General features: G+C 69.2%; 22 protein-coding genes and 1 pseudogene. 12 read left to right on the plus strand and 11 right to left on the minus strand.

Annotated features, from left to right (window positions below; translation table 11 throughout):
• Positions 1-102 precede the first annotated feature (102 nt).
• The 5 genes and pseudogenes from ACFU5O_RS28205 to ACFU5O_RS28225 form a co-directional block, all read right to left on the minus strand.
• A pseudogene (locus tag ACFU5O_RS28205) lies at positions 103-243 on the minus strand (IS5/IS1182 family transposase); the annotation flags it as partial.
• A 138-nt stretch (positions 244-381) separates the two neighbouring features.
• The gene (locus ACFU5O_RS28210) at positions 382-1,374 is read right to left on the minus strand and encodes a hypothetical protein (protein WP_384244803.1); all 993 of its coding nucleotides are present in this window, start codon (positions 1,372-1,374) and stop codon (positions 382-384) included.
• Between the two features lie 6 nt (positions 1,375-1,380).
• Positions 1,381-1,800, minus strand: coding sequence for a hypothetical protein (locus tag ACFU5O_RS28215; RefSeq protein WP_384244804.1), 420 nt, complete (start codon positions 1,798-1,800; stop codon positions 1,381-1,383).
• A gap of 181 nt (positions 1,801-1,981) precedes the next feature.
• A complete protein-coding gene (locus tag ACFU5O_RS28220) occupies positions 1,982-2,206 on the minus strand; it encodes a hypothetical protein (protein WP_384244806.1) in 225 nt (74 codons plus the stop codon).
• Between the two features lie 15 nt (positions 2,207-2,221).
• Positions 2,222-2,362, minus strand: a complete 141-nt coding sequence (locus ACFU5O_RS28225; RefSeq protein ID WP_384244807.1) for a hypothetical protein — start codon at positions 2,360-2,362, stop codon at positions 2,222-2,224.
• 332 nt (positions 2,363-2,694) lie between these two features.
• On the opposite strand from ACFU5O_RS28225, the gene ACFU5O_RS28230 reads away from it, so the two are divergent.
• Positions 2,695-2,982 carry an ATP-binding protein gene (locus ACFU5O_RS28230; RefSeq protein WP_384244808.1) on the plus strand — a complete coding sequence of 96 codons (288 nt, stop codon included), beginning with the start codon at positions 2,695-2,697 and terminating at the stop codon, positions 2,980-2,982.
• Between the two features lie 191 nt (positions 2,983-3,173).
• On the opposite strand, the gene ACFU5O_RS28235 is transcribed toward ACFU5O_RS28230, so the two are convergent.
• Positions 3,174-3,332 (minus strand): hypothetical protein, encoded by a 159-nt coding sequence (locus tag ACFU5O_RS28235; protein WP_384244810.1) that lies wholly within the window; start codon positions 3,330-3,332, stop codon positions 3,174-3,176.
• 277 nt (positions 3,333-3,609) lie between these two features.
• On the opposite strand from ACFU5O_RS28235, the gene ACFU5O_RS28240 reads away from it, so the two are divergent.
• The 3 genes from ACFU5O_RS28240 (at position 3,610) to ACFU5O_RS28250 (ending at position 6,970) form a co-directional block, all read left to right on the plus strand.
• Positions 3,610-4,071, plus strand: coding sequence for an NUDIX hydrolase (locus ACFU5O_RS28240; RefSeq protein ID WP_384244811.1), 462 nt, complete (start codon positions 3,610-3,612; stop codon positions 4,069-4,071).
• 973 nt (positions 4,072-5,044) lie between these two features.
• On the plus strand, positions 5,045-6,301 hold the full coding sequence (locus tag ACFU5O_RS28245) for a hypothetical protein (RefSeq protein WP_384244812.1): 1,257 nt from the start codon (positions 5,045-5,047) through the stop codon (positions 6,299-6,301).
• A gap of 294 nt (positions 6,302-6,595) precedes the next feature.
• Positions 6,596-6,970 (plus strand): hypothetical protein, encoded by a 375-nt coding sequence (locus ACFU5O_RS28250; protein WP_384244814.1) that lies wholly within the window; start codon positions 6,596-6,598, stop codon positions 6,968-6,970.
• 15 nt (positions 6,971-6,985) lie between these two features.
• Here ACFU5O_RS28250 and ACFU5O_RS28255 read toward each other — a convergent pair whose 3' ends face one another.
• From ACFU5O_RS28255 to ACFU5O_RS28270, 4 genes are all read right to left on the minus strand, one after another.
• The gene (locus tag ACFU5O_RS28255) at positions 6,986-8,491 is read right to left on the minus strand and encodes a pentapeptide repeat-containing protein (protein ID WP_384244816.1); all 1,506 of its coding nucleotides are present in this window, start codon (positions 8,489-8,491) and stop codon (positions 6,986-6,988) included.
• 1,031 nt (positions 8,492-9,522) lie between these two features.
• Complete coding sequence (locus ACFU5O_RS28260) at positions 9,523-9,870, minus strand: hypothetical protein (protein ID WP_384244817.1); 348 nt, start codon at positions 9,868-9,870, stop codon at positions 9,523-9,525.
• Between the two features lie 24 nt (positions 9,871-9,894).
• Positions 9,895-11,916 (minus strand): CHAT domain-containing protein, encoded by a 2,022-nt coding sequence (locus ACFU5O_RS28265; protein WP_384244818.1) that lies wholly within the window; start codon positions 11,914-11,916, stop codon positions 9,895-9,897.
• Between the two features lie 133 nt (positions 11,917-12,049).
• Positions 12,050-12,802, minus strand: coding sequence for a hypothetical protein (locus ACFU5O_RS28270; protein ID WP_384244819.1), 753 nt, complete (start codon positions 12,800-12,802; stop codon positions 12,050-12,052).
• A gap of 533 nt (positions 12,803-13,335) precedes the next feature.
• Here ACFU5O_RS28270 and ACFU5O_RS28275 point away from each other — a divergent pair.
• The 7 genes from ACFU5O_RS28275 (at position 13,336) to ACFU5O_RS28305 (ending at position 19,425) form a co-directional block, all read left to right on the plus strand.
• The gene (locus ACFU5O_RS28275; protein WP_384244820.1) at positions 13,336-13,866 is read left to right on the plus strand and encodes a hypothetical protein; all 531 of its coding nucleotides are present in this window, start codon (positions 13,336-13,338) and stop codon (positions 13,864-13,866) included.
• Between the two features lie 622 nt (positions 13,867-14,488).
• Positions 14,489-14,809, plus strand: coding sequence for a hypothetical protein (locus tag ACFU5O_RS28280; RefSeq protein ID WP_384244821.1), 321 nt, complete (start codon positions 14,489-14,491; stop codon positions 14,807-14,809).
• Between the two features lie 604 nt (positions 14,810-15,413).
• Positions 15,414-16,277, plus strand: coding sequence for a hypothetical protein (locus ACFU5O_RS28285; RefSeq protein WP_384244823.1), 864 nt, complete (start codon positions 15,414-15,416; stop codon positions 16,275-16,277).
• Between the two features lie 389 nt (positions 16,278-16,666).
• A complete protein-coding gene (locus ACFU5O_RS28290; RefSeq protein ID WP_384244824.1) occupies positions 16,667-17,428 on the plus strand; it encodes a hypothetical protein in 762 nt (253 codons plus the stop codon).
• 159 nt (positions 17,429-17,587) lie between these two features.
• On the plus strand, positions 17,588-17,875 hold the full coding sequence (locus ACFU5O_RS28295) for a hypothetical protein (RefSeq protein ID WP_384244825.1): 288 nt from the start codon (positions 17,588-17,590) through the stop codon (positions 17,873-17,875).
• A gap of 173 nt (positions 17,876-18,048) precedes the next feature.
• Positions 18,049-18,498, plus strand: a complete 450-nt coding sequence (locus tag ACFU5O_RS28300; protein WP_384244826.1) for a hypothetical protein — start codon at positions 18,049-18,051, stop codon at positions 18,496-18,498.
• 450 nt (positions 18,499-18,948) lie between these two features.
• Entirely contained in the window at positions 18,949-19,425 is a 477-nt protein-coding gene (locus ACFU5O_RS28305) for a hypothetical protein (RefSeq protein WP_384244828.1), read from the plus strand.
• Positions 19,426-19,520: 95 nt separating this feature from the next.
• Here the strand turns inward: ACFU5O_RS28305 and ACFU5O_RS28310 are convergent, their stop codons facing one another.
• A complete protein-coding gene (locus ACFU5O_RS28310) occupies positions 19,521-20,159 on the minus strand; it encodes a hypothetical protein (protein WP_384244829.1) in 639 nt (212 codons plus the stop codon).
• A gap of 472 nt (positions 20,160-20,631) precedes the next feature.
• Between ACFU5O_RS28310 and mobF the strand changes: the two genes are divergently transcribed.
• Positions 20,632-22,276: MobF family relaxase (gene mobF, locus ACFU5O_RS28315; RefSeq protein WP_384244834.1), on the plus strand; the 1,645-nt coding region annotated here is incomplete at its 3' end.

Raw genomic sequence — 22,276 nt, forward strand, 5'->3', positions numbered from 1 at the left:
AAGCCAGGGCGTCAGCCGTTCTCCCTGGCCAATGGGCGGTAGCCGATGAGGGCTGCGGCTATGCCGACGAACGCGAGGAAGTGTTCGGCCTTGCGCTCGTAGCGGCGGTGCAGACGCCGGCAAACAGCCCGAGGTGGCCACGAAGATGATCGCCGCCAGGGCCTCGCGGTCACCCGCCCGACGGCGGCCTCCGCCCTGCGGGAGTATCACCTCCGGCTGCGGCATCAGCCGCCGAAACGACACCCGGCACTAGGCGCTCAACCAGATCCGTCATACACGGTTCAACGAACTCATCGCCACAAGAAGCGACGCCTTAACGCGGGGCGGGGAGCATTGTCGGGCCCCAGCACGTCGCACTCCCACGGCTCCCCGAAGCCGAGGTCAAGGGCGCGGTGCGATGCGTCCGCTGGTCTGCTGCTCGAGTGAACGGCTGTGCGCCGGGTCTTGCGCATGCTGTGCTCGGCGTCGCCGTTGCTCGGCCCGTGCGACGACACCGACGTCGGCCCCCCGCTGCTGTTCGGCTGCGGCGCGCTGTGCGGCCATGGTGTCTGGTGAGGCGAGTCGTGCTCGTACATATGAGGCGTCGATGCCGAGTGCCTCGGCCGCGGCCTGCATGTTCCGCAACTCTCCGTCTGGCAGGGTGAGCAGGCGCTGGAGCGCGTTCTTGGCTGGGCTGTTGGTGGACGGTGCGGCCGCTCCGAGGCGGCCGGCGATGGTGACAACCTGGTCGCGGACCGTCTCAGCTTGTGCGCGGGTGAGGCCGCGAGCGGCGAACTCTGGCTGACACACGGTCACTACGTGCGCGAGTGAGAAGTGCAGCCGCTGGTACGGCCTGGCAGGATCGTCGCCTGGGGCCTGCCTCGCTACGTGACGCAGCCACTGCGTGACTATGCCATCGAAGCTTTCGGGGCCAAGACGCTCCTCCAGCGCGGCCAGATCGACGAAGTCCCGCGCATCCCGCCTGCCCTGCACCGCCTGCACAGTCCTCAGGAGACACGTCGGCAGAGAACTTACGGTCAAACCATCGACGTGCTCGGGTTCTCGCGTGTACTCCGGCATTACTGCCGTCGTCAGCCGGATGCCGGTTTCCTGCCCAGGGCCGAGAAACATGAGCGATCGCGCCGGGCGGGCCAGGTCCGGCACGTCCACCTGCCAACCGGAGTGTCTCAGTGACCCCGCAATCCGCTCAATAGCTCTGTCCCCGTCGTGGGCGTCCCTCGTGGTGAGGTTTACGTCCATCGCCTTCCGGCGCAGGGCCCCGTGGACGTCCAGGGCGAGGCTCCCGGCCAACTGGAAGGAGATGCCCATCTCGCCTGCGGCTGCGGCCATGGCATGCGCAGCAACCGCTCGCGCGCCGGACAGGTTCGAGATCACAAAGCATCACCCGATCAGTTGCGGGAACCGGCGCTCCCAGACCGAGGCCACAACCGGGTGCAGAGCCTGAGCGAGCGACGGCCAGACACTCCGCAAGCGCTCCTGGTGAATCAGAGCCGACTGCTCCGCGGACGTGCCAGAGGTGAGAACACGCTGATACAGCAGCGTGAGAAGCGCCACGTCATCACCGCTGACCTGCGCCGGCAACCCATCTCGCCACTTCACCGGCACATCCACGAGACCCTCCGGTCCGCGCAGGTCGTCCAACCCGGAGACAGCCTCGATCGGATTGGCCAAAAACCAGTCCGGCACGCCTGGCTGTGACAGTGCGCGAATGATGTCTTCGTCGACCGAACCGACGCCGCGCAAGTCAGCAACCATCTCGGCACGAGTCACATCCGCGCCTTCCAGGTCCAGCTCGAACATCGCCAAAATGATCACCCCTAGGACGGTGGGGCAGCCAGCGTGCTGCGCGCCCGCTCCGACCCTACGGGCAGCCCAGCACGCGACCCCGACCCTGCCGTCAACAGATCACCTCACGGGATCAGATCCGGCCAGCCATCCCACCGCACGGGACAGTCCCGTGCGGGCCCAAGACGTCTCCGCATCAGCGCTGTTGCCGGCCCAGGCCCGTCCCGTCCCTGCACCGGCGCCTCCGGCCGACGAACAGAGAACCCTCGATATCGCCCTGACCAGCCAGATCACCCGCCTGAAGAAGCAGCACCGAGAAGAAGTACAGGCCCTGCGGGACGCACTCGGACTGGCCCATGGCGAGAACCTCGACCTCCGACGCGAACTTGCCCGCCGCGGCGGAGACACAAGCCCGAGCCATCGGGCCCTGCTGAGATCAGTCCGCAGTCATCAGCTCGATCAGCTCGGCGTCCGTGACGTCCGACCGGAGCCGGACGTCGAAGTTGTATCCCTCATCGCAGAACACCACGTCAAGGGCCGCCGGAACGAGCCTCCGGAACACAACCGCCAAGCGCACCGCGTCAGACTGCGACGAGTCGAGATACAGGCAGGTGCCGTCCTCATGCAGATACGCCTCACCCGGACCGTCCTCCGACTCGAAGGACCGGCAGAAGCTCCGTGCCTCGCTGCGGGGCGTCGAGTCCGTCTCGACTCCGGCCTATCCGTCCCGGATCGCAGCTGTCAGAGCATCTCGGTCGGCGCCCCAGCCACCCTCTTCACCGTCGACAAGCACCATGAACGTCGCCATAGTCCCGTGTCTATCACCCGCGACCGACACTGGGGCCGCAGCGCTGTCAGTCCACGACGCATAGATCGCATCGACGATCCGACCAGGCATGTCATCCACTCGTGCCGCACGACCCATTGATAACGGGCGGCGTCGGCAAGACGCACATCGCCCAGACACTCGGCCACCTCGCCGTTCGCCAGGGCGCCCACGTCCGCTTCGCCAAGACCAGCCGCATCCTCGCCGACCTCGCCCGGCGGCCACGCGGACCGCACCTGGGAGAAACGGATCCGCGAACTCATCCGGCCCGACGTCCTCATCCTCGACGACTTCGCGATGCGCCAGCTGTCCGCGGGCCCAGGCCGACGACCTCTACGAACTCGTCTCCGAGCGGCAGGGACGCTCCCTGATCATCACGAGCAACCGGGCGCCCCGATGACTGGTAACCCCTCTTCCCCAATCCTGTCGTCGCCGAGTCGCTCCTGGACCAACTCATCAACACCAGCCACCAGGTCATCATGAACGGGCCCAGCTACCGCCCGAACAAGCGGCCCAAGAACCCGACAGGCCCATCAAGCCACTCACCTGAGGACCCGGCCCGTCAGGATCCGGCGTCGGCAGGCCGCTGATGCCCGCAAGGCGCCGGATCGCCGTTCTCGTCGCAGACCTCGGCGTCGCTTCCTGAGTTCACCCACACCGTGATGCCCTGATCATGAACGACGACGTTGAACGGCGACTCCTCGGGCTCCGTCTCGGTCACGACGGTGAACTCCTCGCCAGGACGAATCCAGTGATCAGTTCCCCACGGCCCACCCAGAGGCAGAGCAGGCTGCCTGTCTCGTTACTCACGCTGGTCTTCGGCACGCAGGCACTCTAACGATCGGCGGCGTCAGCCGCCCGAGACGCCTGGACCGGACCGGGCGCCTGGGGAATTACGTGAGCGTTCACATCCCCGAACTAGGGCGTCCGCGTCCTGCCGATGCCTAGCGATGCGCGGATCTTGCACGTTGGGATAGCGTCCGGTGGGAGGTACGGGCATGAGTTTTCGGCTGGCGGCGTACGCCGTGTGCATCGAGGACGGGCGGGTCCTGCTCGCCCATCACGTCTCAAAGAACTGGACTTTTCCGGGCGGCAGGGTCGAGCACGGGGAGGATCCGTTCGATGCGGTGATCCGGGAGGTTGCCGAGGAGACAGGTTGCGACGCGATGGTCGAACGCCTGCTGGGTGTGGACTCAAGGGTGATCCCCGCCGCCGAACGCGCCGTCCCCGGGGGACCAGAGCACCAGAATGTCGGCATCTTCTACCGGGTCCGCATCACCGGCGGCCAACTCCGGCCTGAGCCGAACGGCGAAAGCGCCGAGTCCGTCTGGACTCCGATCCCCGACGTGGCTGGCCTGCGCCGGTCGTCGCTGCTCGACATTGGCCTCGCTCTGGCGCGGACTCTTCCGGCAACCGGCCACGTCCCTCCCGTCTCGGTCGGCGGCCTCATCCAGCACTGACGCCACCACCTGCCTCGTGCCGCCCCGACCCCCGCAGCGAGCCTCTCTTCAACCCGAATGGTGAGCGCTCGCTCTGACGGACGAACACCCATACCCGGGCCAGTCCTCCACCCTCGCCGGTCAGGAGGCGGGCCCCGCTGCGTGCGGGGGCACGGCGTCTCTCCCGCCGGCACCCGACCGAACACCAGGCCTTTCCCGCCCGAGGGTTGCCCGGCGTTGGGGTGGCGAGCGTCCGCCTGCCGCAGCGCCGGCCACGCCCCCCAACTGGAAGCAAGGCGATCGCCGTCGCCGTCCGGCCTCATGTCGGTAGAGTGGAGGCTTCGCTACACCTTCCGGGTGGTCTGCGGGATCAGATCTCTTTCGGTTGGTGTGCGTGTGAGGAACCGGCGACCATGCCTTGCTCGCCCCTTCGGGGCCGCCTCTGGGCGGATGGTCGTCGGTTCTGCGCTTTCAGGGGTCTGACGCGGCCTCGTCGCCCTGGACAGTCCCGTACGGAGTGGCTCTCCACGTGGTCATGCAGCCGTGGCGGACAACGTCCAGCGCTTTGCACGAACCTCCCCACCGCGGCGGGCGGTCATGGCCGGGTCCTTCCGGTCTGGTCTGGGACTCATTCCCTTGCCTCATAGCCTGACCCGCCCCTGGCTCCTGGGCCCGCCCGACCGTCACCGGCCAGGCGGGCCCCGCTCATGTTCCCGGCCCCCGGCCCGTCGGTTCGCGGCGCCGTCCGCGCCCGCTCCGTGCTCGGGGCCGCGCGTTGGTCCGGGGCCGGCACGTTCACCAGGCACGACAGCACACTCCGATGCGGCCCTTCACCTGCGCAACACAGGCTGCTCGCCGGGGTTGCGCCGCTAGACGGCCGCCCGGTCATGGTGCCGTCTGCCAGCCCGGGCGTTGGCGGTGACCACACCACCGCCCCTTCCTCTTCTCGGGCCTGGCTCCCCACTAAGCCCCTTTCCCTTTGAGGAGTCTTGTCGTGCCCATATCCCGTACCGCACCCACCGGCTGGAAGGCACCCGCTCCGCTGACCGTCCTGGACTGGCAGCGCCGCCAGGAGGCATACACCCGCACCAACCTGAACGCGCAGATGCTCGCGATGGCGCTGGAGAGCGGCAGCTGGACGATCATGCCCACCGCCCCCGCACCTGTAATGGATCCCCTCGCTCTCGCGGTACGGATCCTGATGATCACCGAAGCGGACCGGCTCCACCAGGCCCGCACCTACAGCATCGGGGCGAACGCCACCGGACTTGCAGTCGCCGCCGCCGCAGGCTCCGCACCACAGGAGCGGATCAGCACCACCCGACCACCGTCACCGACCGGACTGATGGTCTTCGCCGACCCGATCGGCTCCGACGTCGAGCACCACCTCACCCACAGCGGGAACCGGGTCGAGATCCACACACCCATCGTCGCCGTGTCCTGGTCCCTGTGGGACGGCAGCCAGACCCACATACTCGGCCAGGAGCATCCCCTTACCTGGATCCGCCAGAGCCGACAGCGCGGCCTCATCCCCTCCCCGTCCGATCAGCACGGGATCTGGATGACGTTCTACGCCCCCCGGACCGGCGACACCACCGGCGTGGACCCGAACGCCACCGTCTCCGTCGGCCCCGACGGCACACCGGTCACCGCCGCCGAGTCCGCCGCAGCCGAGACAGCCTTCCGCAGGCGCAACCCCGAAGTGTGGGGACCGCTGGCCTGGCACAACGAAGTCGTCCTGCCCGAAGGCGGAACCTTCGAACCACACCCGGAGCCCGGCACCGTCCAGCACTGGGCCGCCACCGTCTACACCACCTGGCAGATCATCCAGCAGACCGGCAAAAGCCAACTCACGGAAACCACCCGGACCACGCTGCCGCCCGCCGCCCGCAAGAAAGCCAAGACCAAGGCGAAGACCCACAACACCGGCCGAAGCGGCACCACCGGAGACGGCACCGTCCGCGTCATCGACCTCGCCGCGCCCGTCCGCCCCACCAGCACGGCCGCCGAGCAGGACGCCGCCGCCTCCGACGGCCGCCGCACCGTCCAGTGGTCCTGCCGCTGGCCCGTCCCGCCCTACCGCCGCAACACCTGCCTCAATACCTACCTCCACCACAAACTCAGCGACGACCGGCTCGAACACCACGAACACCGCGAGGACATCGTGCCGTTCACCGTCAAGGGACCCGCCGACAAACCGCTGCGCATCCCCGGCGGCACCACGTTCACCTTCGACACCCCCCAACCCTGACCACCACAGGGACTGGTGCGAACCGCCGCTCCTGACCCCTCATCACCAGGCCCGCCCCTACGGTCACCGCAGGGGCGGGCCCGGCTGCATTCCCGTCAACTCCCAGCTCGTCGTCCCGTCCGGCCCGGTCGGCCCACTGCCGCCGACCGCTGCCCGTCGCGCCCCCGTGCGCTCACCCGGGCCGTACTCCGGCCACCCGCCGCCAATCAACCACTCCCAGGGCTCTTGCCCGGCTAAGTGCCGCAACCGACACGGTCAGAGCCCTCACACAACCATTGAAAGGCAGACCTGGCCATGACGACCACGACCGACCTGTACGACCCCGTCCCGGGTACGGAGTACATCTACGTCCTGTCCGACTATGCCCGCGCCGCCGCCCGCGCCCTGGGATCCGGCTGGGGTGCGGAATCCGGATTCCTCGGCGCCTGGGGCCTCATCTTCCGCACCGAGGAGCCCGCGCTGGCCTCCACCCACGGGCGCTCCCTGCGCCTGTATGTAGACGCCGAGGGCGACCTGTGCGTCGAGATCCACGACGACGTCATGCCGTCCACGGAACGGCACTGGATCCGTACGGTCGACCTTCCCGACTGCGCGCCGCGCACCCCCGAAGCGCTCGCCGAGTGGGGCGAGGCCATCGCAACCGTGATTCGTCGGCATTACCTCGCCTGACCCACCAGAACACCCTCAGCGCTTGACGCGTCCTCGGATAGCGAGGGCAGCTAGGCCCAGGAGGACTGGTTCAACAATGCGGGACGTCATCTCGATGTAGGCGCCCGTGGTCGTGAGGTTCTGTCCGCTGGAGCGGAAGACCACGGAGTTGAGGACGACTCGTGTCGCCTTTTCTGCGCGTTTGCCGGTCAGTCGTTCGTGCGGTGATCCGGTCAGGATCGGGTCGGGGTTGTCGGTGACGAGTCGGACGGGTTGCCCCGGTGGGGCCTGGGTGCCCGTGGTTATCGGTTTGGGGTCGCTGGTGGGCAGGCCCCAGAGCATCATCGCCAACACGGTGGCGGTCATGGAGAGACCGAGCCAGGTCAGTGCTCGCGAAGCGCGCAGTCCATAGCCGGACAGGGCCCAGTAGGCGGTCAAGAGCCAGCGTTCGGCCTCGTTGCGGCGGGTGCGTCGGTCGAGGCGGCGCATGTCCATTTCTGCGTAGTAGAAGTCGGCGGCGCCGGGTTCGTCCTTACCGTCCTCGAAGGCTTTGCGGAGTTGGCGGTAGAGCGCGGCCAGCGCGGGTGGGCCGGGTGGGCACACAGCGGGGCCGGATTGCGGCGGGGCGGAGGTCCATCCGGAGCGCAGTCGAGGGCGCTGGGTTGGCAGGGCCCGCCAGTGATGTTCCTCGGCGAGGGTCAGCCGGTCGGTCCAGCGCACGGGGATCCCTCGGCGGACATCGGCCCCGGGCGGGGTACGGGCGAAGATCGTCTCGCCCTCCAGCCGGAGCTGGTCGAGATGGAAGGCGCCGAAGAATCGGCACTCGGTCAGGTCGGTGTTGGTCAGGACCAGGTGGGCGGCGTCGACTCCGCGAAGCGAAGTGATGCGTACATCGGCGTCACCGGTCAGGACACTCTCGTCAACTGCGCTCCCAGACGTGACGAAAGGGGCCAAGTGGGCAGTGACCGCGATCGGTTGTGTGACCACCGCGTCGGATAAGTCCACGCTCGCGTAGCGCAGGCGCAAGGTGGCTGTCGACTCCCAGCGTGTGCGCGTGCACACCACGCTCTCCGCTGCCACCTCGATGACCACCGGAACCGCGAACACTGCGCCCGATAGATCCAGACGTGCTAGGCAAACCAAAGGTCCCAACAGCGGTGCGCCGGAGAACGTTGCGCTGTCGAATCTGGCGTCGGCGGAGAACGTCGCGCCGCCGAACCAGGCCTTGGCGGAGAACGTCGCGCCGCCGAAGCTGGCGGCGCCGGAGAATCTCGCGCGGGTGAACCCGACATCGGTGGAGAACGTCGCGCCGCCGAACCAGGCCTTGGCGGAGAACGTCACGCTGGTGAACCAGGCGTCGCCGGAGAACGTCGCGCCGCCGAAGCTAGCGTCGCCAGAGAATGTCGCGCTGGTGAACCAGGCATCGCCCAAGAACGTCGCGTTGCCGAACCCGGCGTCGCCGGAGAACGTCGCGTTACCGAACCCGGCATCGGCAGCGAACGTCGCACCGGTGAACCAGGCCCTGCCGAAGCGGGGGCTCAAGATAGTCGTGTCATGCAGGGCCGCCCGAAGGTCGTCCAAAAGCGGACGGCTGAAAGTCGTGCCGCGGTGGTCAACGTCGTCCCCCGGGGACAGAGTCGCCAGATAGGCGGCCCGGTCGTCAAGGGCGAGATGTGCCAGACACCGCGCGTGGCCGCGGACGTGGACTCCCCGGCACCCCACGGGGTCAAGGACCGGGTCCGCGCCCTCGGCGCAGTGCGGCCACGGCGGAGGGCTGGGGGAAGGTGCGGGCGACGTCATGCCCCTGGGGACGACAGAGTGTGAGTTCTCGGTTGCGGACCGACGTACCTACGGCATTCATGTGACTCAGGGCATGTGGACAGCACCTCACTGCCGAGACGACCGTCACCGCTCCAGCCATCAAGCCACAACCGCCCACGCCCTGATCCCCGCCGACCGCTGCCCGGATCACACCCGCCCCCGACCCCGACCCCGCCCGCATGGCCGGGCCGCTGCGGGGCCGAACGGCGCATCGGCTGCCTGCCTGCTGCCGCGTTCCGGTCGGGTTGGCGGCTCTGATCCCCCCGGCCCCCGGGTGGGGCCAGTCCTGTCTTGGGCCCCCGGGTTTGCGCAGCGCCACCGCGACCTCAAGGCCGACGCCGAGGCAGTACGCGCCCATCTCGCTGGCGATCGGCCGCGAGCCGCCGCAGCAGCCTCAGCCCGCAAAGAGGCCGCGCTGGAAGTCGAGAACCCCATACTCCTCGAACAGAACGCCGTCCTTCAGCGAACCCTTGAGGAGGTGCGGGCTCAGCTCCGTGCGCTACGCATCCAAGAACTCGGTGCCCGTGCCCGCGACGTCCTGGGACTGCCGGCCGCACGGGACGCCGGGATGGAAGAACTGCGGAAGCAACGGGACGCGGCTATCGCCGCAAGCCAACGCGCAGAATCCGACCTAACCGCCCTCCGAAACCTCAACCAGCGCTTGATGGTGGAGAACAGCCGGCTGCTCACGGACCCGGCTCCGCCGGGAATTTAGGGGAATGCGGCCTATCCGGCAGGCCGACACGCGGCAGTCAGGAGTCTGCGAACTCCAGGTGCAGTGTCACGGGGTTACCATTGGGGTCGATGTAAGAAATTGTGGCTCTCCTGATGCTACCTGTGGTGTTCTTGCCTTGCAGGTACCTTCTAATGTGATCCGTGGCCAAATTGGCCAATACCCCAGCCGGGATGCTCGCAACTAGCTGTGCCGCAGTAAGGATGTCCGCGGACGACCCCCCGCGTGTGCGCTTTTTCGGGTACCTGAGGACTATATCGCCCGGCAGGACCACCTCTCCTTTGTCGGGATCCGTACTGCCGAAGAATTCAGAGCGCAGGGTGGCCTCTTCGGTCCTGGCCAAGTCCAGGTTTACGGTCATCTGCATTTTCGCTCTCCGATTAGCAGCATGTCACTGAATTAGGTTCACACTCGGGTCACCGACTATGAACCAGGGAGCCCACCACGAGGGGTCAAACGGAGTCGGGTCTTCGTACCCGGGAGCGATGTCATCAAGCCCACCTGGGGGTGGGTCTAGTTTGCGCATCGTCCGACGGACCCATCCGACCGCCTTGCCGATTGTGAACGGGTGCGAGGGCGTGGACCAAAGGCGTTCCGGTTGGGCACCTGTCAGGGCGGAGAGCAGCATATCCGAAAATAGCGGACCAGCGGCGTCATCGACCGGAGCGACGCTGGTGACAGCGGCTCGCGCACCGGTTATTATCATCAACTGGCGCAGTATTCCGAGAAACTCGTTGCTATCTTCCTTGGAGAAGTCTCCCGCGTAGCATCCGGTTAGCAGGAGGATGTCTGCTCCGAAGGTTCGCTTCGGAGCTTTCAGTAGGTCTACTGGGGTCGTCCACGTGCCGTTCTGCGACAGAAGCAGTCCGTGGCGTTCCGCGTGGCAAGCCAGGTGGAGCAGGCTGGTGTTGCATCCCTCAGCGAGAAACTCTGAGCTTTCGTCTGTTGTCAGAGCGATCGAATTGGAATCGTTTGCAAAATAGTTCTCTTTGGCTGCCTTGACTTCCCAATCCGCGTACTCTAGAGGCTGCTCGCCTCCTCCTCCCCGGCAGGCTACTCCCGTGTAGGTCCGATCTCGGGGGATCGGTCCTCGTCTCAAGTGCTCACTGCGCAGTTGGTGCAGAAAACCTGCCGCTGGCACAACCGCGAGCGGGAAGTGATCCCCTAGCGTGCCGCTGCTCTGGTCTCCACCTGATGTGGGCAGATCATTCCAGGGCATTCCATGCAGGAGTGCGTCAGGAGAGATGATCAGGGTGTCCACGCTGTCCGGGATTTGGCCGATAAGCTGGTCTGTATCGGATGGTGTGGCGTAGTACGGAACTCTCCCGGCGATCGCGTCAGCGGCAGCCCGACGGGCGAAAGGAACAGAAATGCCCTCGGCGACATCGGCGGAGTAGCTGGTACGAGTGACAGTTGACCGCAGTGGAGCGCCGCCATTCCAGCGATAGGTGATGTATGCCTCGCCCGGGTTCAGAGATCGTTGGAGCTCTTTATAGGAGACTGGGGGTATGCTGACGATGTCGGCTTGCTCGGGGCTCTCGCGAGAGATTCCATCAAGGCGCTTCACAAGTGCTATATTTGCCTTCTGGAAGCGTTCTTCTGCGTCTCGGAAAGTCTCTTCCTCGGCGGGGATGAGGTCCGGCATCCCCGCTACCAGCAGCGCTCCGATTTCGCGCTCAATCCTTGCTTTGTCTCGCTCCGCCTGCTCTTTTTCTCCCACAATGGCAGAGAGTTCTGAATCGCTGGATACGAGGCCAGTCCAGGCTTCGTTCTGCATTTGCTGGTCCTGAAAGGATCGCGCTTTGGGGGCCTCGACTAGCAGCCAGATCAGTTCATCCCACCGGGGATTATCGCTGATGTCGTCGACAGCCTTGCGTACCTTGCTGGCGAGAGGACGGACGCCACTGTTTATGATGACAGTGTCCCACCGTTCCCGCTCATGAGGAAGTTGCAATCCGGGCCGCGCTTTCTCATACGAATGCAACGCCCGCACTGCACTGGCCATCCATTCGTCATCGCTTGGGGACCTGGTCTGCTCCACTGCCACTGTCATGAGCGCCGCTGCTGTTTCGAGCGGGCGACCAGCGACGGTGAAGGACTCTACCGCTGCTTGCAGACTGGGCAGGTTTCGCGGATCCGGCGGCTGGCCGATTTCTTGCCGAAACGTTTGGCCGGCGAGGGACTCGGACAGGCCCTTACCCCACCAGTCCCCGGAAGCCTCCATGCGGGCGGCTGCTTCTTTGCATGCGTGGTAACAGATCCCCCGATAGTCGGTAAGGACCAGGCCGAGGACGTTGTATTCGGAGGCCGCGCAGTACCAGGATCTCCCAGCATCCTTGACGTCGCCGATGCTGTCGAAGAGTTTGGCGGCTCGCTCGAATTCAGCCCCGCGTTCTTTCTGAAGTTCGATCATCTCTGCGTGGCTGGACGCGGGGGCGGGCTTCATACACTGTGCCCTCTGGTATCGGCAAAGTGCTTCCAGGTGGGTCTCGCCGCTGGCAGCGTACTGCTCCACGAGCTCCGCAAACATCGCTGCGCCCATAGGATTAGGCACGGAGGGCCTTCCCTAGCCCAGCGGTCGCCGCTGTCATTAGATCGGCCGCGTTGGGCAAGCCCCGCGCAAGGCCCATCACCTGCTTGTACTGATCGACGGCTCTCGGGAAATCCTGCAACAGGCGGAGGTCCTCGGCAACGAAAAGCCGAAGTGTTGCCTCTTCACCCCGGTCCCCGACATCGTGTGCGATGTCCGCCGCCTGCATCACCGGGCTGAGAGAACCTCTCGGGTCGCCAGCCGCCAGAAGCGCCTTCGCCAGATATTTAAGGGCCACCAGGCGCAGCACACGCAACTGCCCGTCCTCAGCCGCTTCCGTGCGCGCGACGATCCGCGCACTCAGATCAACGGCATCCCAGCGCTCTAGGTCACCAAGAGCTTCCAGCTTGGCCGCCGAGGCCTCCAGTTCACCGGGTTCGTACCCGATCTCCCTGAATTTTCTGATCGCCCTGTCGAACCATGGCAGGCTTTCCTCCAGCCGGTTCTGGATGGTGAGTGCGTGCGCGCAGCCGAGGAGGGCATGGGCAGCGGGGGGATCAGCCTCGTGATCCTCGAAGATCTGTGCAGCCTGACGGAGCTCGGCAAAGGCATCGTCTCCCCGTCCCATCTGGAACAGGAGCCGTCCGACCTCGGTCCGGGCTGCTGCCTCCTTGATCGGTTCACCCGCCGCGGCGTACTTCTGTACTGCCGTCTTGGTGATCGAGAGCATTTGTGCGCTCAGGGGATCGCCAACACCCATGATGATCATCTCCGCAAAGGGACATTACTCAATCACCGAGTGGGTTGCACAAACCGGCTGCATCCTTCGACGAATTCCCAGCCCCACTAGCACGTTTTCGAACGAGATGGCGCGTTCTCCCCGGACGGTCAGCAGTGCTCTGCGCCTCTTCGACCATCCTCGTACTTGTGCGGCTCATCGGCATCTTGTGCGGCGTGACGGACGGAAGGCGATGCTTCTGTTCTACCGACTGTCCGGCGCCGACCTCGCCGTCCTCCGCCTCAACAGGCCAACGCCCCTGCGCCACCGCCGCGGGCCCGTCGACCATGTCGGTGAGCAGCCAGGCGGCAGCGGCCCGCCGCTTGCGCACGCTCCAGGTCACCGGGTCATTGTGTCTGGGTGAGTCACCGCTGGCGTCGCCAGTGCGGCACGTTGGCCCTCGCGTGGCTTCTTACTCACGCTTCTTCAACTTGCTCAACCTGACACAAGCGTGAGTCTGTGTGAGTAAGGGAATGCATGTCCATGCGCAGAGAAGCTGCGCTTGCAGTCAAGGGGGAGGGCGTATGCGCTTGATCGAGGGCACGCCGCAGGAGATCGCCGAGTTTTTGCGGCTGACTGCGCCGGAGGACGATGCGGATGCCGGCGCGCCTGTTGAGGCAGAGCTGGATGCACCAGTCAGCGGGCTTGGCGGGGAACTGGACTGGGCCCAGATCACGGATCTGGTTCGCGGTCGCGCGCGCAGTGCGGAGATCGCCAAGCGTGTGCTCGGCTTCCTTGAGGGGGCTGTGGCGCTTGGTAACGTCGAGATCGGCCCGGGGGAGTCCGAGCGGACCCGGGACGGCCGCACCGACTACATCATGGTCCGCGACGCAGGTGTCCGCCGCTTCGGCGCCGTCGCCTACGTCAAGGCCACTAACGGCGGACTGACCCTGCGCCTGACCCGTGAGGACGTGGCCGATCTGGATGAGCCTGTCAGTTTCCGGGGGGTCCGCGCCGGCCACCAGTACGTCGTCAACTGCCCGCTGCGCGACGAGGAAGCGGTTCAGGCTGCGCTGCGCCTTGTCCAGGTTGCCCTGACGAAGGTCCGCCGATAACGCAATCTGTCCCGGACGCCGTCACGAGGGGTCCTGTCCGATCGGACAGGACCCTTTGAAACCTGGTCTTCGCCAACTCTCCCTGCGTCCAGGGTTATCGCGCGCTGCATGCCGCATCAGCACCACCGACTGCTTCCGTCAGGCCGCAGCGACCCAGCAGGGGCTGGAAGAAGGCCCGTCGACGCCGCCGCACAGCCGGAGCACCCCACCACCGCCTGACCGCTCCCACGTATCCGGCCCACGACCCCCGGCGGCTGTACCCCCTCGCGGCGCCGGGGGCGGCCTCCGCCTCGCCCCCTGGCCCCTCGCGTCCGTGCCGTGTCAGCGCTCGACGCGGGGGCCGTGCCCATGCCACGCGGCTGCTCACGCCCAGCCCGGCCGGGCGCCGGGGGTCCCACCGCCCAGCCCGCGCGCCGCCCCCCTTCTTGGCCCGCCCCCCTTGTACTCGCTGGCGCGGGGCCGCGTGCCCGGTGCGGTCTCGGCCGTGTCCCGCAGCCCGGACGCCCGTGCCCGCGCCGTGTCTCCGGCCACCGCTGTGCGTCGTTGGGTGTGCTTGCTTCGCTAACCCCCGCTCCTCGCAGAGTGTGAGCCCCCCTTCACATCACACCCCGAGGAGCCCCCCGTGTCCGTGACGCCTACCAGCCCCGACAGCGACCGCACGTTCACCTTCCTCGCAACCGCAGCTGTCCTCGTCACCCTCAAGGCCCCCACCGAGCAGGCCGCCCGCACCGCCTACGAGGACATCAACACCCAGGAGTTCGCCGTCGACTTCACCACCGCGGCCGGTCACCAGCTCGACGACCTGACCCTGGAGGACACCACACCCGAGCTGTACCGGGTCGACGGGGAGGAGCCCGTCGAGACCTGCCCGCACCCCGACTGCGACGGCTACCTCATCAACGACCGCTGCACCGCCGCCGGATGCCCGCAGCCCCGCCCCTGACCGACCAGCCCTGCAGGGGCAGCACCCCCGGCCGCACTCCCGCCCCTGGCCCGCACGCCCCCGCCCCCACCCGCGACCCTTGGCCCCGCACCCCTGCCACGCCAGTCACCTGGCAGGGGGCGGGGCCGCTGCTGCCACGCTCCGCGCCCACCATGCCCGCAAAGCCCGCTCGCCCCGCTACGCCGACCGCCGTCGCCGCCCGGCCGGCCCGCGGTCGACGAGTCACACCGTCGGCGCCATCCGCTCCCGTCTCGCCCGCTCGCAGCCGTCCGGGCTGCATCGTGGCTCAAGACGCGCGTGACGCGGGGGGAGTGGCGGCACAGCGTGCAGCAGGCCGCGATCCACCGCGGGGGCACGGCCGCCGCGACGGTATGGCGCTCCGGCGCGTACGGACGCCCCGCGCCCTTCCCGCCCCTCGTCCGCTCCCTGCTCCCCCGCGAGGAACGCGGCCGTCCCCGGCACTGACAGCCCCCCGGCCAACCCACCTGCCCTCCGGGGGTTGCATCCCTTGCCCCGCTCCCGGACACGGTCAATCCCCATCAATCATCCGGCCCGGGGCACCTCTCCCGGCCATCCATCCCCCCTATCCACGAGGAGATCCTGCGTGCCTGCTTACAAGCCCCACACACTGATGTCGTCCATCACCACCACACCCACCTCCTCGTCGTCGGAGGGTGTGTCGTTCACCCGGCTTTCCCCCGCCCTGGACCAGGCCGCCGTTTGCAACACCATGCACACGCTCTACCCCCTCGCCCACACCAGCCAACCCCCCGCCACCGTCACCGACCTGATGGCCCACGACGGAGAGAAATACACCGCTCTGGTGCTCAGCAGCGGCAACGCCTGGCGGGTCCCGCAACTCATCGTCCTCGAGGGCCGCATCGTCACCGCCACCACGGCCGGCCCGCTCGCCCTGCTCCTCAAGGGCCGCCGCACCCGCGGCATCCCCCTCACCACCAGCACCCTCATCGACGCCACCCCTGGATGGGGCCCCACCGCCCTCAGCCACCTCACCACCCGCCTGGCTGCCGTCCGCGCCCTCCTTCCCCAACAGACCACACCCCTCACCCCCGACGTCCTCACCCGCGTCTCGGACGGTGGCGACCCCGACAACCAGCCCTGCACCCTCGTGCTCCTCACCTCCACCCAGGCGCCCGACAACACGGGCCCGGTCCACGGCTGCCTGTGGCTCATCAACGACCGCACCCCTGACCCCGACGACCCCACCCTGGGCGGCGTCCTCCTCGCACCCCCCTCCACCCTGACCAGCGAGCACGGCAGCATCTACCTGCGCCGCTTGCCGCAGTGCACAGCCGTTCTCCCCGCCGCCGCCCTCAGCTACCAGGAAGCCATCGACCTCGCCGACCAGCTCAACGCAGCTCCCGAACACGGCTACCTCACCGCTCTCGCCCGGCTCACCGCCCGCACGCGCACCGACCCCGCGCGAGCCGGACGCTCCACCGACTGACCGCCCAGCGTCACACCATGGCCCCGCACCCCTGCCACGCCACGCCACCTGGCAGGGGTACGGGGCCGCTGCACGTCCCGTACGGCCCGGCTGTCGGGCCTTGCACGGCTTGCCTTTGCCTGGGGCAGTCTCCGGTGCTGCCGAAACGCTCCCGCACCGCCCCGCCCGATGTGCGGTCGAGCCCCGGCCGCCGGCCGCCCTCACCCCCCGGGGGCGGCCCGGCACCCCGCCCGCACCCCAGCAGCGCCCCGTCCCGCCCGTCCCGCGCCGCCCCAACCGCGGCCGTACCCGTCACCGCCCGCCCGCCCGCGCCCGCGCCGCGCCAGCCGCGGCCGGGCGCCGTACCCCGTCACCGCCCGCAACTCCCCCCAGAAGAGAGGGTCCTGCCCGTGCCCGAGCGAATCCTGACCATGCCCCACAGCACCGACCAGTTCATCGTCACCGACCGCCCCGCACCCACCCTCACCCACCGCTACCAGCCCCTGCCCGACGGCATGAACCACACCCACCTCACCGTCGTCCCCGCCCACCAGATACGCACCGGCGACATCGTCGCCGCCTACTTCACCGACGGCCCCGGCACCCGATACGCGGAACACCTCGAGGAGGCATTCACCGCCGACCCACACGATGACCGCGCCTGCCCCTGCCAGGGCTGCGACACGTGCGAGAACCGTGCCGCCTACGGCGTCACCCCAGACCGCTACATCTGCCTGGCCCCCTCCGACGACCGAGAGGACTGCGTCATCGTCTTCCGCAACACCCCCGTCGCGATCATCCCCGCCCCCATCGCAGCCCGCTTCCCGCCCCTAGCCTCCACCCCACCACTGCCGGACCTGTTCACCCTCGACAACGAACACGGCCCGTACGAGGCGCTGCCCGTCTCCCGCACCTGGGGCCCGTGGGAGGCCATCAGCGTCACCCGGGCCACGGCCGAGCAGATCACCACCGACCTCACCACGAGCCACGCCGGCCGCCACCTCACCTGCCACTGGCTGCACGACGCGCTGCTCATCGCCTCCGACCCCCGCCTACGCACCGAACCGGGCCGCCCGGGCCGCCTCATCCGACCCGACGCCGACGGCCGCTACCGGATCGGCGGCCTGTGGCCATGGCAGGACTGGACCGCCCAGGACGACGACAGCAACTGACCGCCCTCCCGGGGGAGGGGGAACCGATGACGCACCACCCGCCACCCTGCCCAACAAACTGGCCACGCTAGCCCCAGCAACCCGCACCCTCTCCGCTCACGCACCGCGCCAGCCCCACCCGGCGCCCCCACACCCAACCAAGTCCTTTTCGGAGAGCCCATGCCTGCAAGCACCCGCTCCACGCACATACCGGTTGGCCGCATCCTGCGCAGTCTCGCCGCCGCGCAGCGCCCCCGCCCGGGCCAGTTCATCGTCACCGAGTGGTCCGAATCCTGTGCCTGCGGCGGCAACTTCCTCGGCCACGAGGAAGCGCCGTGCCACCCGGACTGCACCGGCTACTACCCGGTCCGCGGCTGGCCCGTCCTCAGCCACGGCGACGGTGGCCCTCAGGCAGCCGGCCAGCCCGGCGACAGCTACGGCCCCACCCAGGCCACCTGGTCCGACTGACCCCCGCACCCGCCAACCGCCCACGGCCCGGCCCCGCCCCCAGGACAGCACGTCCCGGGCGCGGGGCCGCCCGCCTACCCGCACACCGCGCCCGGCTGCGCCTTGCCCCCATAACCACCTGCCACCACACCCTCACCCCCATCAACCAGCCGCGCCCCGATGGGAGTTCCCCTGTGACGACCACCGTGACCCGCCCCCACACTGTCACCGCCCGCATCGACTCTCCCGACAGCACCCCCGCCCCGGCCGTGTACACCGCCACCGTCTACATGAACACCGCCCGCCACAGCTTCGACGGCCACCAGCACCACCACCCGCTCGCAGAGGCCACCCGACCCGACGACAGCCCCCTGCGCCTGGTCTTCCACGCCAGCACCCGCATCCGCAACCACGAGGACGCCGCCGACGCCGCCTTCACCGTCGGCAACCACCAGCGCCCCGACGACAACGGCCAGAGGTGGCCCACCGACATCCGCTCCGTCTCCGTCGGCGACGTCATCAAGGTCACCGGACCCGGCCACTGGATCATCCACCTCAGCGTCGACCCCACCGGCTTCTCCGCCGTCCCCGAGCCCACCAACCTGACCGCCCTCGCCGGTACCCGCGCCACCAGCCGCCACTGACCCCCCACCCCCCGACCCCGCCCCTGCACCAAGGGACGGGGCCGGCCCGCGTACGCCTGCCGCGCCTCACCGGCCCCCCGGCACCCACACAGTCCATCCCGCCGCGCCCCGCCCCGGCACGTCGCCGCAGACGGGCCCCGCGCACCACGACCGGCTGACCACCACCGGCCGCCCGCCTACGCCGAGTAGCCCCCCGGCTTCGTTGGCCCCGCGCCCCGCCAGCCACCCGGCAGGGCGCGGGGCCGCACCCATGTGCCCCTCCCACTGGCTGTCCCGCCCGGTGCCGCCGCCACCACAGATCACCTCCCGCCCCCTGACACCCCGCCCCGCACCCCGCCCCCGGCACGCCCGGCCTGCCCGTACCGTCCCCCACAGCCCACAGCCCACAGCCCACAGCCCGCCAGCCCGCCGGCCCGCACCAACAGCACAAGAAGAAGGGGGACATGCACTGTGCAGCACCAGACCACGATCAACGAACTCTTCAACATGCAGGGCCTGTTCAGCACCGTCGACCACATCAAGGTCCCCGAGACCGACCCCAACACCGGCACCTGCGAGGAGGTCATCCTCCCCCCGCCCCTGATCCGCCGCACCGTCCGCCGCGACGCCACCGTCGTATGGGTCCTCACACCCCCCGGCATCCACGAACGCATCTTCGTCGCCGACCAGGCCCCCGTCACCGTCTACTACCGCGACGTCGACCCCGGCCGCTTCACCAGCCCCCACCCACCCCAGCAGGCGGCTCCCCAACAGGCACCGCCAGCGCCGACCGCATGGCAGCAGCAGCAGCCCGCCCCCGCCCACCAGGCCCCCGCCCACCAGGCCCCCGCCCACCAGGCCCCCGCCCCGGGGCATTACCCGGCCCCACAACCGGCCGCTACGCCCCAGCGGCCCGCCGCACCCTGGACCCCACGCCCCCAGAACTAACCCACCCCGGGCACCAACCGAAACCGACCGGCCCCGGCCCCCGCGACCCGCCCGCGGCGACCGGGGCCGACCCATGCCCGCCCCCTTCCTTCAGCTCAGCCGGCCGGACGCCCCGGCCACTCCACCGCCCCACCAGGCACCGGCAACGGCGTAGCGACCGAAGCGACCGACGCCCCCACAGCCGCCGACACCTCCCCCCGCTCCACCCGCCCCGGCCCCGCGTCCGCAGCCGCACCCCGCTCCACCCGCCCCGGCCCCGCGTCCCGCACCAGGCCCGAACCGCTCTCACCCGGCCCCGACTTCCCACCCCCCGCAGCGCCCCCGTCCCCGCCCCCGTCCGCGCCCGCGTCTGCCTCCCGTGCCAGACGCCGCAACTCCTTGACCCGCTCCGCCCCCACACCCAGCCGACGCGAGCACCCCGCCGCCGTCTCCCCGGCCTCACCCATCGCCACCACCACCCGCGCCCCCACCAGCCGCGCCGCCCGTATCCGCACCTGCCCCCGCTCCCGGACCCGACGAACCTCCTCCTCCACCTCCGCCGCTACCGCCTCTTCGTCCTCACGCGCCAGCTCGAAGTCGGCCGCCAGCTCATCGAACCGCGCCTCCCGACGCAGCCGCTCAGCCTCCGCCCTCTGCGCCGCCTGCCGCTCCTGGGCCATCCGCCCGGCCGCCCGCGCAAGCGCCGCCTTCCGCCGCGCCAGTTCCTTCCCGCCCCGGCCCCGACTCGCCACCACGGCCACCACCTTCCAACCACCAAGGACCCACCCGGATGCGGACCCCGTGCCGCGCCAGTGTCAGCCCCCCGCACCCCCGCCACCCCGCCCCGGCCGCCCGCGTCCCACGCCGTAGCACACCCGTCACGGCACAGGGTCCCGCTCACGGGACGCGCCCCTCCGGGAGGCGAGCCTTGCCAGTACGGATGCCCGGATGGCCGTGGTGCTCTGCCGACGGTGTGCCCGGATGCCCGGATGCCCGGATGGCCGGTTGCCCGGATGCCTGTGGTGGGGTGGGTGGTGCCCTTGGGCGGTGAAGTCCGGTGCGCCGCACACCTCTAGCACTTTTGACGGCCGCCGTGGCGTGCGGGCGTCTTTCCCGGCCGGCGGGACGCTTTCGTGGGTCGTTTCTCAGGGCGTGGGAGGTCCGGGCGCCGTGTGCTGGCGTGGCCGGCGTGGTCGGGTTGTGGGCTGTTCGACTGGTCTGGTGGGGATGACGGCGAAGGGCATCACGGCCGATGGCTGGCGCTACTACCGGCGCAGTATCGCGGCCGGTGACGGCGCGGTGGGTGGCGTGGCGACGGTGTCCAGCGATGTGCCGGGGGTGCCGCCGGGGTACTGGCACGGGCAGGCGGCCCGGGCGCTTGGCCTTTCCGGTGTGGTGAGCGAGCCGCAGATGCGGGCTCTGTTCGGGCTGGGTATGCACCCCGATGCCGAAGCGATCGCCGCCCGCGAGCTGGCTGCCGGGCGCACGCCACGGCAGGCGCTCAGGGCGGCCAAGCTCGGACCGGCGGTGCCGCGGCTGTCTGAACTCTCCCCGCTTCAGAAGGAGATTGAGCAGGTCCTTGAGTATGTGGCCGGGCAGGTGTGCCGCCCTTTGACGAAGGCGGAGACCAGGGACCTGCGGATGCGTACCGCTGCCCGTGCCTTTCAGGCCGAGTACCACCGTGCTCCGGGTGATGGCGGCGAGCTGGTCCGGTATCTGGCTGCCCGTACCGGCTCGCAGCGCAGGGCCCGTACCGGTTATGACCTGACGTTCTCCTGTGAGGAGCTGTCGCTGCTGTTCGCCCTGGGCGGCCCCGAGGTACGGGGCGTTGTTCTCGACGTGCTGGCCCAGGCCCGCACGGAGACGGTGGCGTGGCTGGAGCGGCATGCGCTCGCGGTGCGTACCGGCCCGGCCGGTGTGGCCCAGCAGCGCGCCGAGCCGGGTCTGCTGGCGGCGGTCTACCTGCACTACGAATCACGGGCCGGGGACCCGATGCTGCATGAGCACGTCGTCATCAGCCCGCGCGTGAAGGGCCCTGACGGGCGCTGGCGCAACCTGGACACGAGGCTGCTGATGCGTGAAGTGGTCGCGGCCAGTGAGCTGTTCAACCAGCGGGCCCTGGAGCTGGTCTGCGCCCGTCTCGGGCTGGCCACCGAACCGGTCGAGGTCACTCCCGGGCGGCGGCCGGTGATGCACATCGTGGGCATCGACCGGCGGATCCGTGCCGAGTTCGCGCAGCGCGCCCAAGCAGTCCGCACGATGGCGGGCACCCTGTTCGAGGACTACCGGCGCCGTCACGGCCGCGAGCCCGCACCGGGCGTGCGCACCCGTCTGCAGCAGCGGGCGACTTTGATGACCCGCCCGGCCAGACGCACCGCCCGCTCGTTGGACGAGCTGCTGGCCACCTGGCGCACCCGGGCCATCGCCGCGACCGACCGGTTCACGGTCGACCAGTTGCTCGCTCACGCGCAGCAGGCGGCCCGCGAGCAGCCCGCCGCCGCCGGGATCGATCCGGCCACGGCGGCCGCGGCGGTGCTCGCGGCGGTGGCCGAGCGCCGCACCACTTTCCGCCGACGGCACGTGGTGGCCGAGGCCCGCCGCTACCTGATGCGCACCCTGGCCGGAGCCACCGCGGATCCCCAGCTGGCGGACCGGATCGCCGATGAGGTCCTCGCGGGCAGCGACTGTCTGGACATCACCCCGCCCGAACTCAACCCTGCCCATCCCGACCTGGTGCGCCCGGACGGCTCGAGCATCTACCGGCCCATCGGCTCCCGCACCTACACCACCCGCACGCTGCTGGCCGCCGAGATGCGGCTGCTGGCCGCCGCCCGCACCCTCGTGGTGCCGTCTGTGTCGCGTTCCACGTTCA

It is taken from the genome of Streptomyces sp. NPDC057445, assembly GCF_042802855.1.
Lineage (GTDB): Bacteria > Actinomycetota > Actinomycetes > Streptomycetales > Streptomycetaceae > Streptomyces.